The sequence below is a fragment of the Streptomyces sp. NPDC033131 genome (assembly GCF_055578365.1).
The window spans coordinates 88,164-101,350 of the sequence record NZ_JBVIPA010000006.1; the positions used below are offsets into that span (position 1 = coordinate 88,164).

At 70.6% G+C, this 13,187-nt stretch carries 18 protein-coding genes; 4 read left to right on the plus strand and 14 right to left on the minus strand.

What is annotated here, in order from left to right:
* The first annotated feature begins 93 nt into the window (after positions 1-93).
* The gene (locus ACZ5XS_RS10710) at positions 94-282 is read left to right on the plus strand and encodes a hypothetical protein (protein ID WP_217237021.1); all 189 of its coding nucleotides are present in this window, start codon (positions 94-96) and stop codon (positions 280-282) included.
* A 57-nt stretch (positions 283-339) separates the two neighbouring features.
* Here the strand turns inward: ACZ5XS_RS10710 and ACZ5XS_RS10715 are convergent, their stop codons facing one another.
* Positions 340-1,257: a winged helix-turn-helix domain-containing protein gene (locus ACZ5XS_RS10715; protein WP_468649840.1), complete on the minus strand. Its 918-nt coding sequence runs from the start codon at positions 1,255-1,257 to the stop codon at positions 340-342.
* Between the two features lie 157 nt (positions 1,258-1,414).
* Between ACZ5XS_RS10715 and ACZ5XS_RS10720 the strand changes: the two genes are divergently transcribed.
* The gene (locus ACZ5XS_RS10720) at positions 1,415-1,600 is read left to right on the plus strand and encodes a hypothetical protein (protein WP_217237023.1); all 186 of its coding nucleotides are present in this window, start codon (positions 1,415-1,417) and stop codon (positions 1,598-1,600) included.
* 198 nt (positions 1,601-1,798) lie between these two features.
* Here the strand turns inward: ACZ5XS_RS10720 and ACZ5XS_RS10725 are convergent, their stop codons facing one another.
* The 3 genes from ACZ5XS_RS10725 to ACZ5XS_RS10735 form a co-directional block, all read right to left on the minus strand.
* Positions 1,799-3,064 (minus strand): GNAT family N-acetyltransferase, encoded by a 1,266-nt coding sequence (locus ACZ5XS_RS10725; RefSeq protein WP_468649842.1) that lies wholly within the window; start codon positions 3,062-3,064, stop codon positions 1,799-1,801.
* 575 nt (positions 3,065-3,639) lie between these two features.
* Positions 3,640-4,611 (minus strand): asparaginase, encoded by a 972-nt coding sequence (locus ACZ5XS_RS10730; RefSeq protein WP_468649844.1) that lies wholly within the window; start codon positions 4,609-4,611, stop codon positions 3,640-3,642.
* Positions 4,612-4,683: 72 nt separating this feature from the next.
* A complete protein-coding gene (locus tag ACZ5XS_RS10735) occupies positions 4,684-5,253 on the minus strand; it encodes an RsiG family protein (protein ID WP_468649846.1) in 570 nt (189 codons plus the stop codon).
* 155 nt (positions 5,254-5,408) lie between these two features.
* Here ACZ5XS_RS10735 and dtd point away from each other — a divergent pair, with 155 nt between their 5' ends.
* Positions 5,409-5,813, plus strand: coding sequence for a D-aminoacyl-tRNA deacylase (dtd, locus tag ACZ5XS_RS10740; RefSeq protein ID WP_468649847.1), 405 nt, complete (start codon positions 5,409-5,411; stop codon positions 5,811-5,813).
* Between the two features lie 13 nt (positions 5,814-5,826).
* On the opposite strand, the gene ygfZ is transcribed toward dtd, so the two are convergent.
* The 6 genes from ygfZ to ACZ5XS_RS10770 form a co-directional block, all read right to left on the minus strand.
* Positions 5,827-6,792 (minus strand): CAF17-like 4Fe-4S cluster assembly/insertion protein YgfZ, encoded by a 966-nt coding sequence (ygfZ, locus tag ACZ5XS_RS10745; RefSeq protein ID WP_468649849.1) that lies wholly within the window; start codon positions 6,790-6,792, stop codon positions 5,827-5,829.
* 9 nt (positions 6,793-6,801) lie between these two features.
* On the minus strand, positions 6,802-7,263 hold the full coding sequence (locus ACZ5XS_RS10750; protein WP_217237029.1) for a Fur family transcriptional regulator: 462 nt from the start codon (positions 7,261-7,263) through the stop codon (positions 6,802-6,804).
* 16 nt (positions 7,264-7,279) lie between these two features.
* A complete protein-coding gene (locus tag ACZ5XS_RS10755; protein ID WP_468649851.1) occupies positions 7,280-7,855 on the minus strand; it encodes a heme-binding beta-barrel domain-containing protein in 576 nt (191 codons plus the stop codon).
* Between the two features lie 245 nt (positions 7,856-8,100).
* Positions 8,101-9,072 carry a hypothetical protein gene (locus ACZ5XS_RS10760; protein ID WP_468649853.1) on the minus strand — a complete coding sequence of 324 codons (972 nt, stop codon included), beginning with the start codon at positions 9,070-9,072 and terminating at the stop codon, positions 8,101-8,103.
* On the minus strand, positions 9,069-9,965 hold the full coding sequence (locus tag ACZ5XS_RS10765; protein ID WP_468649855.1) for a hypothetical protein: 897 nt from the start codon (positions 9,963-9,965) through the stop codon (positions 9,069-9,071). Before ACZ5XS_RS10765 ends, ACZ5XS_RS10760 begins: the two co-directional genes overlap by 4 nt.
* On the minus strand, positions 9,962-10,681 hold the full coding sequence (locus tag ACZ5XS_RS10770) for a hypothetical protein (RefSeq protein WP_468649856.1): 720 nt from the start codon (positions 10,679-10,681) through the stop codon (positions 9,962-9,964). Before ACZ5XS_RS10770 ends, ACZ5XS_RS10765 begins: the two co-directional genes overlap by 4 nt.
* Before the next feature lie 171 nt (positions 10,682-10,852).
* Between ACZ5XS_RS10770 and ACZ5XS_RS10775 the strand changes: the two genes are divergently transcribed.
* Positions 10,853-11,215, plus strand: coding sequence for a DsrE family protein (locus ACZ5XS_RS10775; RefSeq protein ID WP_468649858.1), 363 nt, complete (start codon positions 10,853-10,855; stop codon positions 11,213-11,215).
* Here the strand turns inward: ACZ5XS_RS10775 and ACZ5XS_RS10780 are convergent.
* The 4 genes from ACZ5XS_RS10780 to ACZ5XS_RS10795 form a co-directional block, all read right to left on the minus strand.
* Positions 11,209-11,595 carry a VOC family protein gene (locus ACZ5XS_RS10780; RefSeq protein WP_468649860.1) on the minus strand — a complete coding sequence of 129 codons (387 nt, stop codon included), beginning with the start codon at positions 11,593-11,595 and terminating at the stop codon, positions 11,209-11,211. The genes ACZ5XS_RS10775 and ACZ5XS_RS10780 overlap by 7 nt on opposite strands.
* Before the next feature lie 9 nt (positions 11,596-11,604).
* The gene (locus ACZ5XS_RS10785; protein ID WP_468649862.1) at positions 11,605-11,865 is read right to left on the minus strand and encodes a DUF3099 domain-containing protein; all 261 of its coding nucleotides are present in this window, start codon (positions 11,863-11,865) and stop codon (positions 11,605-11,607) included.
* Between the two features lie 96 nt (positions 11,866-11,961).
* Entirely contained in the window at positions 11,962-12,249 is a 288-nt protein-coding gene (locus ACZ5XS_RS10790) for a DUF1416 domain-containing protein (protein ID WP_004986406.1), read from the minus strand.
* Positions 12,250-12,278: 29 nt separating this feature from the next.
* Positions 12,279-13,118 (minus strand): sulfurtransferase, encoded by an 840-nt coding sequence (locus ACZ5XS_RS10795; protein WP_217237035.1) that lies wholly within the window; start codon positions 13,116-13,118, stop codon positions 12,279-12,281.
* Positions 13,119-13,187: the final 69 nt, after the last annotated feature.

Sequence of the window (13,187 nt, forward strand, 5' to 3'; positions counted from 1 at the left end):
AACCATAGTTGGTTGCCAACTTCCTTCGAGTTGGCGGAAGTTTTGCCTCCTGATCCGTCCGTCCCGCCCCGGAAGCCCGAAGGGGGAACCACCGTGCCTGTCCTCGCCCTCCTCTGTGCCGTGTTCGTCGTCGGCGTCGAGCAGACCGTCCAGTGGAAGTACGGCATCGCCGGCATCATCGGCCTGCTGCTGCTCACCGTAGGCATCAAGGCCAAGAGCCCGGCCGTCAGCTCCGTCGGGGCGGTCATGCTCGCGTTGCTGGTCACCCGGCCCGCCCTGTGAGCGAACCCGCGTCCTCGCATGAGCGACCGGTACCCCGATCAGCCACTGTGGGAGACATCAGCTCGTGAGCAGCAGCTCCGAACTGATCGTCTCCCACAGTGCGTTGAACCACAGGTGGGACTGTTCCACGAACGTCGTGTCGCGCAGGCCGGCGCCCTGCGCGAAGGCGAACAGCATCGACCGGGTGCCCTCGGCGTCGTACATCTCCAGTTGCTCGTGGTCGAACTCCGCCGCGCGCCGCGTCAGCGTGTAGTACGCGAAGAGGGCCTCCTCTCCGTTGAACAGGTACAGCTTCACGGGCGGAGTGAAGGGCAGCGCGCGGAAGGAGACGTGCACGTCGATGCCGTGGGTGGTGCGCAGGGCCAGCAGGTTGTGCCTCAGCACCTGGCCCTGGGCGTTGCGGTGGGCCAGCCAGCGCTTCTGGACCGGCGGACCGTAGCCGTGGTCCTCGACCGGGACCGGGAAGGCGAGGTCGATGTCCCGGCTCGGCAGCAGCACCCGGACGTCGATCTTGGCCGGTTTCAGCTCCCCGGCGTGGATCTGGCGCAGCGGCTCACCGATGGCGAGCGTGAGGGAGACCGAGGTCAGGCAGAGGGCGTCGATCTCGACGTGCGGCGCCGCGAAGGCGGCCGCGATACGGGGGGCGAGGGCCGCCGTGGTGGGAAGCGGCGGGGCCCCGGGCCCGGTCGGCGCCCCACCCGTGCCCAGGTCGGGAGCCACGGTCGCCGGGCTGCCCTTGGAAACGTTGGTCAGCAGGCGCTCCGACTGCAGGATGTGCAGAGCCTGCCGTACGACCCCCCGCTCGACCCCGAACTCGTCGGCGAGCCTCGCCTGGGTGGGCATGCGCTGGCCCGGCCGCAGTGCCCCGGACCGGATCCGGGCACGCAGCTCGTCGGCCACCTCGCGATGTGTCCTCTGTGGCCGCTGTGACCTCTTCCGCCCATTGACGGCGGGGTGTTTCGGGTCCACGACCAAACACTACAACTTCCCGCCATCTTTGGGCAGTTCAAGGAAAGGTGGTTATGAGTCGCTTCCAAGTGGAGAGAAGTACAGTGAAGTTGGTCGCCAACTTGAGCAACATGGTCAAACTTCCACAAGGTTGGCCACCGTCCCGAAAACAGGGGGGACCGCCATGCCGCTCATCGCCCTCGTCATCGCCGCCCTCGCGGTCGGCTTCGAAGCGCTCGTCCAGTGGAAGCTGGGCGCGATGGGCATCGTCGCCTTCGTCGCTCTCACCGTAGGCGTCAAGACCAAGAGCGCCGCGATCGGCGGCATCGGCGCCGTGATCCTCGTGATGCTGCTCGCCCAGTCCGGCTGATCGGGCTCTCCTCCGGAGGGGAGCCGGGAGCCCGGTCGGTCTGCACAGCCACAACTGAACACCGTCACCACCGAGCACAGCCACAACTGAACATGCTCAGCACAGTCACAACTTCACAGCTCGCTACGGATGCAGAGCAAGCACCACAAGAGCAGGCAGCACGCAGCAATCAGCGCGGTCGTCGGCGGAAGGGAGGTCTCAGAACATGTCCGGGCACCAAGGGCGCCTGGACGTACGCAGCAGGGCGTCGGCCGACCGGCCGGCGCCCGCTCGTCCTTCCCGGACCCGGCCCAGCGCCGCCAGCCGCACCGCGGACTCGTCGCCCAGCCACAGGGCCGCCAGGTCACCGACGTCGAGCGTGAGATCGGCGTTCTGCCGTGTCGGCGTGCAGGAGGCGCCCGCCTCCGACGCGTCCAGCCGGTACCGCCCGCCGGTCAGCCCGTCACCGTCGGCCACCTCGAGCACGAGTGAACCCTCCCCCTCGTACGTCCGCGCCTCCAGCGCCCGTACGACGTCCAGGATCCGCACCCACAGCCAGTCGCCCTGTGTGGTGGCCGTGGCCGCCCTGGGGTTCGGCAGGACGAACGGAAGCAGGTCGTCGGGGGCCCGCCAGCCGCTCTTCACCTTCGTGACCCAGTCGATCGAGCAGAGGTAGCGCCACAGGGCGCGCTCGGCGGCCGGGGTCGCCGCGAGCAGCCACTGCACGGACACCGTGTCGTGCGGCAGCTTGCCGTGCCAGTTGTCGTCGGCCGCGTACGAGACCAGGCCCTCCACCTCGCCGTGCGCCGAGCGGTACACCGCGTAGTGCGGCTCCCGCCAGGACGGCTCGAACCGGACGACACCGGTGTTGACCCGCCACCACATCTCGTTGCGGCTGACGGCGCCGGGCTGGGCGCGGCGTACCCGCTCGTGGAGTTCGGGACCGAGCTTGCGGACGTCCTCGCCGTCCACGAGGTCGATTCGGCCGCCGTCCTCGGGACTGCCGGAGCGGCGGGGGTCCAGGCCGGTGCGCGGGACGTCGACCGTCCACTCGGTCATCCAGGTGGCGGGGCCGAAGCCGTAGCGGCCGTAGATCTGGTACTCGGCGGCGATCAGGGTGGCGACGACGTCACCGCGCTCCTTCGCGGCCGCCAGGTCCTGCGCCATCAGGCGGGTGAGCAGGCCGCGGCGGCGGTGGGTGGCGGTGACCGTGACGCCGGTGACGGCGTTGGCGGGGACGGCCGCGCCACCGACGGCCGTGAGTTCCTGGGTGAAGGACTTGAAGGTGGCGACGCACCGGCCGTTGTCGAAGGCGCCGAGGTAGCGCCCGGCGTCGCCGCTCTCGAACTGGGCCCGACGGGCTTCGAGCTCGGACTCGGAGGGGATGGGCTCGCGCAGGAAGCCGGTGTTCACCGCGCGGATCCAGTCGGGGAACTCGGACTCGGTGATGGGCCGGACGTCGATGGCGGAGTGCGGGCTGCTCATGCAGTCACGGTAGGCGCCCGCCTGTGAGGTGTCTCGGAATTTACTCGCCACCTCGGAGGCCCTCTGGCCGGGAAGCCCCCACCTGGGAAAGCCCCTGGCGCGACTCCTCCCGGAAAGGCCCCGCCGGGGGGCCTCCACGTGCGCCGCCCCCGCCCGCGGAGGCCCCCGCCCGGGAAGACGCGCGGAAGCCCGCCCGGGAGACCCGCCCGCAGACCCGGCCCAGGGGACTCCACCCGCGGACCCCCGCCTTCGGGAGGCCCGCCCAGGAAGACCCAACCCGCCCAGGGAAAACTCGCGGAAGCCCGCCCGGGAGACCGCCCGCCTGTGAACTCGGAGACCCCGCCCGAAAAAACTCGACCCAGGAGACTCCGCACGCCGACAGGGAAGACCCGCGCAAACCCCGGCCGGGGAGGCTACGCCTGGGGCCTGGGAAGCCCCGCAGAACTCGGCCAGGGTAGGCCCGGCCCAGCCACCCGCCTGAGCCCTGCGAAAACTCCCCCAGGAAGCCCCACCCGCAGACCCCCACCCTCAGGAACCCCCCAGGGAAACCCCCCGCGGCGCAACCGTTCCGCCCGTCAGAACGCCGCCCGGATCTCCCCCACCACCCAGCCCCCGCCCTCCAGCGGCGCCCGCCCGATGCGCTCCGCCACCGGCGCGTCCACGCCCATGAGGTGCAGCGCCCGCCCCAGTACCGGCCCCAGGGCTCGGCTGCCGCCGTCCTCCACCTTGAAGGCGAGGGCGCGTCCGTCCGGCAGGGCGACTGCCTGGACCGCCTCCGCGCCCATCTTGGAGAGGGTGCCGGGGACCTCGCGCATCAGCCAGGTGTCGGGGCGGCGGGTGCCGGCGACGTACTCGGGGTGGGTGCGCATGGCGTCCGCGACCCGGCGTTCCGCCGTGCCGGGGTCGGCCAGGACGAAGGTGCGGTAGGCGCGGGCCAGGCCGGTCAGACTGATCGCCATCAGGGGCGCCCCGCAGCCGTCCGTGCCCACCGCGGCCACCTCCTCGCCGGCCGCCTCCTCCACCACTGTGTGGATGATCCGCTGCAGCGGATGACCGGGCTCGAGATACGTCTCCAGCGGCCAGCCGCGCAGCGCGCACACCGCCAGCATCGCCGTGTGCTTGCCGGAGCAGTTCATGGTCACGCGGGAGCGCACGGCGCCCGACGCGAGGTAGGTCTCCCGCTCCTCGGCGTCCAGCGGCAGGTCCGGCGGGCACTGGAGCGAGGCCTCGCTCAGCCCGTGCTCGTCCAGCATCTTCTGGACCAGGTCGCGGTGGAAGGGCTCCCCGGAGTGGCTGGCCGCGGCCAGCGCCAGACGCTCGCCCGCGAGGTCCAGGCCCGCCCGCAGTACGCCCGCCGCCTGCATGGGCTTGTTGGAGGAGCGCGGGAAGACCGGGGACGTCACGTCGCCGAGCGCCAGTTCCACCGACCCGTCCGCGTCCAGCAGGACCAGACTGCCCCGGTGCCGCCCTTCGACGAACCCGGAGCGCACCACCTCGGCGAGGACGGGCGGTATGGCAGGCAGAGCGGCGGAACGGGACTCGGACATCGGCGGTGGCCTCCGGAGATCAGGTGACCCGCCCCGACAGCGGGCCCCGGGATCACCGGTCCGGCCGCCGCCTCAGGTGAGCAGATCGTCGACTTGCGCTTCCCCCACACGGTACCTGCGGGCGATCTCCGCACTGCAGTCGTCGGCCGTGCGCTGCAGCCGCTGCCGGCGCCGGGACACCTGCTGCTCGTACCGCACCAGCCGGCCCATCGCGGTGTTCAGCTCCAGGTCGGTCCGCGCCGCCAGGTCCGACAGCTCGACCTCGGCGAGCATCTCCGCGGCCAGCAGCCGGTACTCCTCGCTGTACGGGGTGCCCAGCGTCACATGGCGGGCGGAGGAGCGGTGCCGGGCGGGCGCGTCGGTGAGGATCTCCGACAGCCGGTCGACGACGGCCGCCGCCCCCGCGGGGGACCGCCGGGCCAGTTCCGCCCGCAGGATGTCGATACGGCCCTGGAGCAGCCGCCGTACGTAACTGAGGTCGGCCTCGTCCCGCTGGGCGTCCCGGCGCAGGGTGCGCAGCTCGGGCAGGCTCAGCAGCAACAGGTGGGGTTCGGTCGGCTCCGGGGGCGGCAGCGGACTGCCCATGCGTTGGACGGGCGGCCGCTGAATTCCCAGCCGCCCCCCGATACTCGGTGTGCTCATGTGCCTCTACCGTCCCCTCGACCGGATGTGGAAGCATCGTGCCACCCCAAGTGGCCGCTATGTGACCGAGTGCCCCCGAACGGCCCCACATGGGCGGTTAAGCATCAAAAAATGGCACGTGCGGAGCACCGCCCGCCGCCCGGCATGATGGTCGTATGCGTGCAGTGGTGCAGAGAGTGGACGGCGAGACGGTCGGGGAGATCGACGGCGAGGGACTGTGCGTCCTGGTCGGCGTGACCCACGAGGACACCAAGGAGAAGGCGGCCCAGCTCGCCCGCAAGCTGTGGTCGATCCGCGTCCTGGCCGACGAGAAGTCGTGCAGCGACCTCGACGCCCCGCTCCTCGTCATCAGCCAGTTCACCCTCTACGGCGACGCCCGCAAGGGCCGCCGCCCCACCTGGAACGCCGCCGCCCCCGGCGACGTCGCCGAACCGCTCGTCGACGAGGTGGTCGCCCAACTGCGTTCCCTGGGCGCGACGGTGGAGACGGGCCGCTTCGGCGCGAAGATGCGGGTGTCGCTGACGAACGACGGCCCGTTCACCGTGCTGATCGAGATCTGAACGAGGGCTTGCGCTAGGGCTCCACGACGACTTCCTGGGCGGCGGCCGTCGTGTCGGCCGTCAGCCGGGCGTCCACCGGCACGTTCCGCTTCACCAGTGCCAGCGCGACCGGCCCCAGCTCGTGGTGGCGCACCGACGTCGTGATGAAGCCGATCTTGCGGCCCTCGGGGCCCTCGTCCGCGAGGCGGATGTCCGTGCCGGCGACCGGGAGATAGACCTCGCTGCCGTCGAGGTGCAGGAAGACGAGCCTCCTCGGCGGCTTCCCGAGGTTCTGCACCCGGGCCACGGTCTCCTGGCCGCGGTAGCAGCCCTTCTGGAGATGGACCGCGGTGCCGATCCAGCCCAGTTCGTGCGGGATGGTGCGGTGGTCGGTCTCGAAGCCGAGGCGGGGGCGGTGCTGCTCGACGCGCAGCGCCTCGTACGCCAGGATCCCGGCCGCGGGGCCGGTCTTCTCGGCGTACGACTCCAGGTCCTCGCGCGGCAGGAACAGATCACGGCCGTACGCCGTCTCGCGGACCACGACGCCCTCGGGCACCTCGGCGATGGAACCGGCCGGCAGGTGGACGACCGCGAAGTCGGCGGTGCGGTCGGCGACCTCGACCCGGTTGAAGAACTTCATCGACTCCAGGTAGGCGACCAGCGCGTCCTGGGTGCCGGGCTCGACGTGCGCCCAGACCGTCACGCCGTCGTCCACCAGGTACAGGGCGTGCTCGATGTGGCCGTGCGCGGACAGGATCAGCGCCTCGGTGGCCTGCCCCGTGGGCAGGTCGCTGACGTGCTGGGTGAGCAGCAGGTGCAGCCAGCTCAGCCGGTCCTCACCGGTGACGGTGACGATCCCGCGGTGCGAGAGATCGACGAATCCGGTGCCGCCGGCGAGGGCGCGCTGTTCGCGGAACAGGTCGCCGTAGTGGGCGGCGACGCCTTCGTCCACACCCTCGGCGGGGACGGCGCCGGACAGGGACAGCAGGGGGCTCTTCATACGACCAGCCTACGACTCGGTAGTTGAACCCTTGAGCGCGGAACTCTGGTCGGCCCTGCGGGAACAGTCCTTGCACCGGCCGAAGATCGCGAAGTGCTTCATGTCGGTCTCGAAGCCGAACTCCTCGCGGAGCTTGGCGGTGAACTCGGCCGCCACCGAGATGTCGGCCTCGATGACGTTCGTGCAGTCGCGGCAGACCAGGTGGATGTGGTGGTGCCGGTCCGCGAGGTGGTACGTCGGCGCACCGTGCCCGAGGTGGGCATGGCTGACCAGCCCGAGCTCCTCCAGGAGCTCCAGCGTCCGGTACACGGTCGAGATGTTGACCCCCGACGCGGTCTTCCTCACCTCGATGAGGATGTCGTCGGGGGTCGCGTGTTCCAGCGTGTCCACGGCTTCGAGCACGAGCTGCCGCTGCGGCGTCAGCCGGTAGCCGCGCTGCCTGAGGTCGCTCTTCCAGTCGGTGCTCACCACACCAGAGAGTCTAGGTCTACTTGAAGAACGCGATGCCGTCGTCCGGCATGTCGTCGGGAAGTGCCTTGGCCCAGCGCTCGACGTCCTCGGGGGTGACGACCTTCTTCAGGTGGGCCGACATGTAGGGGCGCAGCTCGACCTCCGGGGTCTGCTTCTCGCCGACCCACATGAGGTCGCTGTGGACGTAGCCGTACAGCCGCTTGCCGCCGGTGTAGGGGCCGGAGGCGGCCGTACGGGCCACGGCGTCCGTGACCAGGTCGATCTGCGGCTTCTTGGCGGCCAGATCGCCGTACCAGACCTCGACGACACCGTCGTCGCGGACCATGGTGACCTCGACCTTGCGGTCGGCGTCGATCCGCCAGAAGCCGGACTCGGACTCCAGCGGCCTGACCTTGTTGCCGTCGTTGTCGAGCACCCAGGTGTGCGAGTGGTACTCCAGGAAGTCCCGGCCGTCGTGCGTGAAGGTGACCTCCTGTCCGAAGTTGCACTTCTCGGAGCCGGGGAAGTCGTGCACGCCCGCGCCCGCCCAGTTTCCGAGCAGGAAGACGAGGGGGACCAGGTCCTTGTGGAGGTCGGACGGGATCTCGATCATGAGCAGCAGTTCCTAGACGTGGGTCAGCGCTGGCCCTGGTACAGCTTCTTCACCGTCAGTCCGGCGAAGGCGAGCACGCCGACGCAGACCAGGACCAGCAGGGCTTCGAAGAAAACCTCAAGCACGGAGTGCTCCTCGGACGATCGTGGATGGCAGTACACAGTGGGATGGCAGTACACAAAAGCCGGGCCCCAGCTTACGCGGCCGGGGCCCGGCCCTCTCCGTGAGGTGTGCCCTCACCGAGGTCACCCGAGCAGCTGGCTCTGCAGGGTCACCGTCTGCTGGAACGGAACGGCCTTCGCCGTGCCCTTCCGGGACTGGATGATCACGGCGAGGACGTCACCGGCGGCCAGGTACGCCTGCCGGACCTGCTCGGCGCCGTACGGCTTCGTCTCCGTGTACACGGAGCGCTGGACGTCGTCGACGCGGGCCTGCTCCGGGAAGTCCTCGTCGGCGACGGAGTCCTCGGCGCCGCGCACCATGCGGCCGGGTCCGCTGTACGGGCCGATGTCGCCGGAGAACACCTCGTCGACGACGGCCGCGGTGTCGAAGTGCAGGAGGTAGATCCGCGTGTGCGTGCCGTCCTCGGTGGTCCAGCCGCGGGCCGCGATGTGCCGCAGACCGTCGTCGACGAGCTCCTGCCGGAACTCCCCGTGCTCCTGCGGCTCGTACTCCGCCAGGAAGTCCTTCGTCGCCAGCCAGCCGTCCGAGCCTTGCAGCGCCTTGTCCTGCGTGGCCCCCGCGGGGGCCGGCAGCAGCAGGGCACGCAGGTCGGCGTAGTGCGCGCCGGCCTTGTTCGCCTCGGCGAAGGGCTCCGGGCTGCCCGACGGCAGCGGCGGCTTCACCAGCTCCGGGTAGTCCCAGCGCCCGTCCGACTCCGTCGCCAGACCGGGTACGTCCGTCCGCTCCATCCGCGTGATGCCGTACGCGGCCGACGCCCCGACCGCCGCGAAGACCACGACGGCCGCGGTCCAGCGCAGGGCGGCGCGCAGGACTCGGCGGTCCCTGGGGGCGGGGGGTGCGGGGGACACGAGGGGTGCGTGGAGCGGCGGGGGCGGGAGCGGGGGTGAAGGCGCGGGCGGGGTCGGGACTGCCTGCGGTTCCGTTGTCACCGGCTCCGCGATCTCTGTCTCCGTGATCTCTGTCTCCGCGGCCGTCTGCTCCATGGCCGTCTGCTCCATGGCCGTCCGCTCCGTGGTCTGCGGCTGCTCGGTCATACCGCCTCCCCCGGCTCGGCTATCCGGTCGAGCTGCTCGCTCAGCAGCATCGCGACCCCCTTGGTGTCGAGTGGCTTGACGCCGTCCGCGGTGGCGGTGACCAGGACGTCGCCCTGGTAGGCGGAGCAGTACATGGTGTCGAGGTCCGTGTCGTCGTCCTCGGGCGGCAGGAAGCACTCGGCGTTCTTGTGGCCCTTGACCTCGGGGCCCTTGCGGAAGACGTCCAGGGCGTCGAGGAACCGGTTCTGGAACGTGGCCATGTCCCGGACGGCCGCCCGGCTCTCCATCTGCGCCAGCACGATGCTCACCGCGAAGGTGCCCTCGTTCTCGCTGAGGGCACTGGCGTCCGAGCTGAGGTAGCTGCGCATCGCCATGCCCTTGACGCGCTGCCGGTCGATCTCCTTCTCCAGCTTCCTGCGCTGGCTGCGGGGCAGGCCGCTCAGCGACTCCTTGCGCAGGGCGGTCGCCTGGGCGCCACTGAGCTCCGCGTCGGAGCCGAACTCGCCGAGGTCGGGGCCGCGGCTCCAGCCGTCGGTGCCGTACGGCACGAGGACACCGGCGAGGCCCTTGGCGGTGGCCGCCTTGTCGTCCTCGGCCGTGGTCTTCGGGAAAGTCCAGACCGGGGCGCCGGCGTCGCGGTCCGCGTCGTTCACCGTCACGACGGTCTGGCCGACACCGGCGACGACGGCACCGACGAGCACCAGGGATCCGGCCAAGGCGGCGATACGGCCACGCGGGAACGGCTTTCTGACGGGCGGCGGGACGGGAACGCCGTGGGCGTCGAGCGCGGCGGGCGCCGGGGGCTCGACGAACTCGACGAACTCGACCGGCCCGGCCTGACCGACGTCACCGTCCGGCGTGCTCCGGACCGGCTCGTTCTCGTTCTCGGTCACAGCCGCTCCATCTGCCGCTCGGCCAGGCCCATGATCTTCTTCTTGGAGATCGGCTTGGTGTCGTACATCCAGATCTCCATGACGATGTCGCCGCGCCAGGCGTGGGCCTCGGCGCTGTAGAGCGGCAGGTACCCGGCCTCGCGCTCGGGCTCCGTGTGGACGTACGCCATGCCGTTGCCGGTGCCGGGGACGGTCCAGCTCTCGGTGGCGTCCTCGGCGTCCGCCCAGTACTGGCTGTCGTCCGCCGTGTCGGCGGCCGCGGGGGCCTCCTCCTGGCGGAACTGGATCAGCCGGATCTCCAGCGTCGATGTGCCGGACTCCCAGCCGGTGACGGCCGCGCGGCGGAACTCGTCGCCGACGAGGTCGCCGAAGATGTCGTCCGGCGAGTTGTACAGGTCGGCGTAGGCGGCCAGGTCCATCCAGCCGTCGGCGCCGGACAGCCAGTCGGCGTCCTTCGCGCCGCCCGGCTTCTTCAGCAGGAGCTTGCGCAGGTCGCCGTCGGTCCTCACCCGGCGGTCCTGGGCGGCGGACAGCGGCTCGGGGCCCTTGCCCTTCGCCTGTGGCAGCGCCGGCTGGGAGAGCGAGGGCAGTTTCGTCGGCTCACGGTCGGCCTGCACGAGGTAGCCGGCGCAGGTGCCGGCGACCAGGCCGAGGACGGCGGCGCCGGCGATCAGCAGCGCGGTGCGCCCGCGCCGGCGGGGCCGGGGCGCGACCATCGGGTTTACCGGAGCAACCGGGGCGACTGGGGCGACTGGGGCGTCGGCTACTTCTTCGGGTACTTCCAAGACGTCCCCCCACAGAACGTGAAGTGCGCATTCCGTATGCGCGCTCACAGGAGACTCGTGGTCAGAGGACCGGGTTGTAGCGGAGTTGATTACGATTCGGCCATGGCAAAGAAGCTCGTGATCAAGGTGACGGCCGGGTCGGATGCCCCCGAGCGGTGCTCGCAGGCGTTCACGGTGGCGGCGGTGGCCGTGGCCAGCGGCGTCGACGTCTCCCTGTGGCTGACCGGCGAGTCCGCGTGGTTCGCCCTCCCGGGCCGTGCCGCCGAGTTCGACCTCCCGCACGCGGCCCCCCTCCCCGACCTCCTCGACTCGATCCTCACAGCGGGCCGCGTCACCCTGTGCACCCAGTGCGCGGCCCGCCGGGACATCACGGAGAACGACGTCATCAAGGGCGTACGCATCGCGGGAGCCCAGGTGTTCGTCCAGGAGGCACTGGGGGACGAGACGCAGGCGCTCGTCTACTGAGACGCCCGCACCCACAGGCAGAAGGGGTGCCCCGACGGGTCGAGCAGCACCCGTACGTCGTCCTGGGGCTGGTACTCCGCGAGCCGCGCCCCCTCGGCGACGGCCCGCGCGGTCTCGCCCTCCAGGTCGTCGACCTCGATGTCCAGGTGCAGCATCATCTGCTGGTCACCGGGGTTGCGGGTGGGCCAGACGGGCGGGGCGTAGTCGGGTTCGGTCTGGAAGGCGAGCGCCGTGCCCCCGGCGCCGGGCGGCGGGCCGATGAGGACCCAGTCCGGCTCCTCGGCGCGGACCTCGTATCCGAGCAGGCGGAGGTAGAACCCGGCCGGCTCGTGCGCGTCCCGCGCGTCGAGCACCACGGTGGACAGCCTCGCAGGCGACATGCGCCCTTCCTACCGCCGCCGCCACTTCCCGTCCAGCTCGTCCCACCAGTCGTCGGACTTCGGGTCGCCGGAGGGGTCGTCCCACCAGCGGTCGTCGGGGCCTCGGCGGTTGGCGATCATGGCGGCGGCCGGGGGGATGACCATGGCCACCACGCACATGCCCACCGCCACCGGGACCGACCAGAGGCGTACGACTCCCCAGGCCAGGACGAAGAGGCCGATGCAGGTCCCCATCATGGCGAAGTAGACGTGCCGCCGCCGTGCGTACATGGCTCCAGGGTAGATCCGGGGCCCGCCCATGCCGAAGGGCCGCACCCCCCGGTGTCCAACCCGTGGGGTGCGGCCCTTCAGCCGTCGGGTTCTGCCTCAGACCGCGATCGCGACCTCGGCGAGACCGCCCTGCTGCGCGACGACCGTGCGGTCGGCGGTGCCGCCGGGCACGAGGGCGCGGACGGTCCAGGTGCCCTCGGCCGCGTAGAAGCGGAACTGGCCCGTCGCGGACGTCGGGACCTCCGCGGTGAACTCACCGGTCGAGTCCAGCAGACGGACGTAACCGGTCACCGGCTCCCCGTCGCGGGTCACCTGACCCTGAATCGTGGTCTCACCGGGCTTGATCGTCGAGGCGTCCGGGCCGCCGGCCTTCGCTCCACACATGTCTGTCTCCAGAGGTCGTTCAGGTCGGATTACTTGTTGGCGCCGAGCTCGATCGGCACGCCCACGAGGGAGCCGTACTCGGTCCAGGAGCCGTCGTAGTTCTTGACGTTCTCCACACCGAGCAGCTCGTGCAGGACGAACCAGGTCAGCGCGGAGCGCTCACCGATGCGGCAGTACGCGATGGTGTCCTTGGCGAGGTCGACCTGCTCCTCGGCGTAGAGCTCCTTGAGCTCCTCGTCCGACTTGAAGGTGCCGTCGTCGTTGGCGTTCTTCGACCACGGGATGTTGCGGGCGGACGGGACGTGACCCGGGCGCTGCGACTGCTCCTGCGGCAGGTGGGCGGGGGCCAGCAGCTTGCCGGAGAACTCGTCGGGCGAACGGACGTCGACCAGGTTCTGCGAGCCGATCGCGGCGACGACGTCGTCACGGAAGGCACGGATGGCCTTGTTCTGCGGCTTGGCCTTGTAGTCGGTCGTGGGGCGCTCGGGCACGTCCTCGACCAGCTCGCGGGCGTCCAGCTCCCACTTCTTGCGGCCGCCGTCGAGAAGCTTGACGTTCTCGTGGCCGTACAGCTTGAAGTACCAGTAGGCGTACGACGCGAACCAGTTGTTGTTGCCGCCGTAGAGGATCACCAGCGTGTCGTTGGCGATGCCCTTCGCGGAGAGGAGCTTCTCGAAGCCCTCCTGGTCGACGAAGTCGCGGCGGACCGGGTCCTGGAGGTCGTCGGTCCAGTCGATCCGGATCGCGTTGCGGATGTGGTTCTTCTCGTAGGCGGACGTGTCCTCGTCCACCTCGACGATGGCGATGCTGGGGTTGTCGAGGTTGGCCTCGACCCAGTCGGCGTCGACCAGGACGTCGCTGCGGCTCATGCTCTTTCTCCTCCGGGGCAGTTACGGCGGGGCGTGCAAGTGAGAGGCGTGCGCGTGCATGCCGTCGGA

Excerpts from the sequence above, each read along its gene's own strand:
- ACZ5XS_RS10720 (WP_217237023.1), top strand. The coding sequence starts at position 1,415 with ATGCCGCTCATCGCCCTCGTCATCGCCGCCCTCGCGGTCGGCTTCGAA.
- ACZ5XS_RS10725 (WP_468649842.1), bottom strand. The coding sequence starts at position 3,064 with ATGAGCAGCCCGCACTCCGCCATCGACGTCCGGCCCATCACCGAGTCC.
- ACZ5XS_RS10730 (WP_468649844.1), bottom strand. The coding sequence starts at position 4,611 with ATGTCCGAGTCCCGTTCCGCCGCTCTGCCTGCCATACCGCCCGTCCTC.
- ACZ5XS_RS10735 (WP_468649846.1), bottom strand. The coding sequence starts at position 5,253 with ATGAGCACACCGAGTATCGGGGGGCGGCTGGGAATTCAGCGGCCGCCC.
- dtd (WP_468649847.1), top strand. The coding sequence starts at position 5,409 with ATGCGTGCAGTGGTGCAGAGAGTGGACGGCGAGACGGTCGGGGAGATC.
- ygfZ (WP_468649849.1), bottom strand. The coding sequence starts at position 6,792 with ATGAAGAGCCCCCTGCTGTCCCTGTCCGGCGCCGTCCCCGCCGAGGGT.
- ACZ5XS_RS10755 (WP_468649851.1), bottom strand. The coding sequence starts at position 7,855 with ATGATCGAGATCCCGTCCGACCTCCACAAGGACCTGGTCCCCCTCGTC.
- ACZ5XS_RS10760 (WP_468649853.1), bottom strand. The coding sequence starts at position 9,072 with ATGACCGAGCAGCCGCAGACCACGGAGCGGACGGCCATGGAGCAGACG.
- ACZ5XS_RS10770 (WP_468649856.1), bottom strand. The coding sequence starts at position 10,681 with ATGGTCGCGCCCCGGCCCCGCCGGCGCGGGCGCACCGCGCTGCTGATC.
- ACZ5XS_RS10775 (WP_468649858.1), top strand. The coding sequence starts at position 10,853 with ATGGCAAAGAAGCTCGTGATCAAGGTGACGGCCGGGTCGGATGCCCCC.
- ACZ5XS_RS10780 (WP_468649860.1), bottom strand. The coding sequence starts at position 11,595 with ATGTCGCCTGCGAGGCTGTCCACCGTGGTGCTCGACGCGCGGGACGCG.
- ACZ5XS_RS10785 (WP_468649862.1), bottom strand. The coding sequence starts at position 11,865 with ATGTACGCACGGCGGCGGCACGTCTACTTCGCCATGATGGGGACCTGC.
- ACZ5XS_RS10790 (WP_004986406.1), bottom strand. The coding sequence starts at position 12,249 with ATGTGTGGAGCGAAGGCCGGCGGCCCGGACGCCTCGACGATCAAGCCC.
- ACZ5XS_RS10795 (WP_217237035.1), bottom strand. The coding sequence starts at position 13,118 with ATGAGCCGCAGCGACGTCCTGGTCGACGCCGACTGGGTCGAGGCCAAC.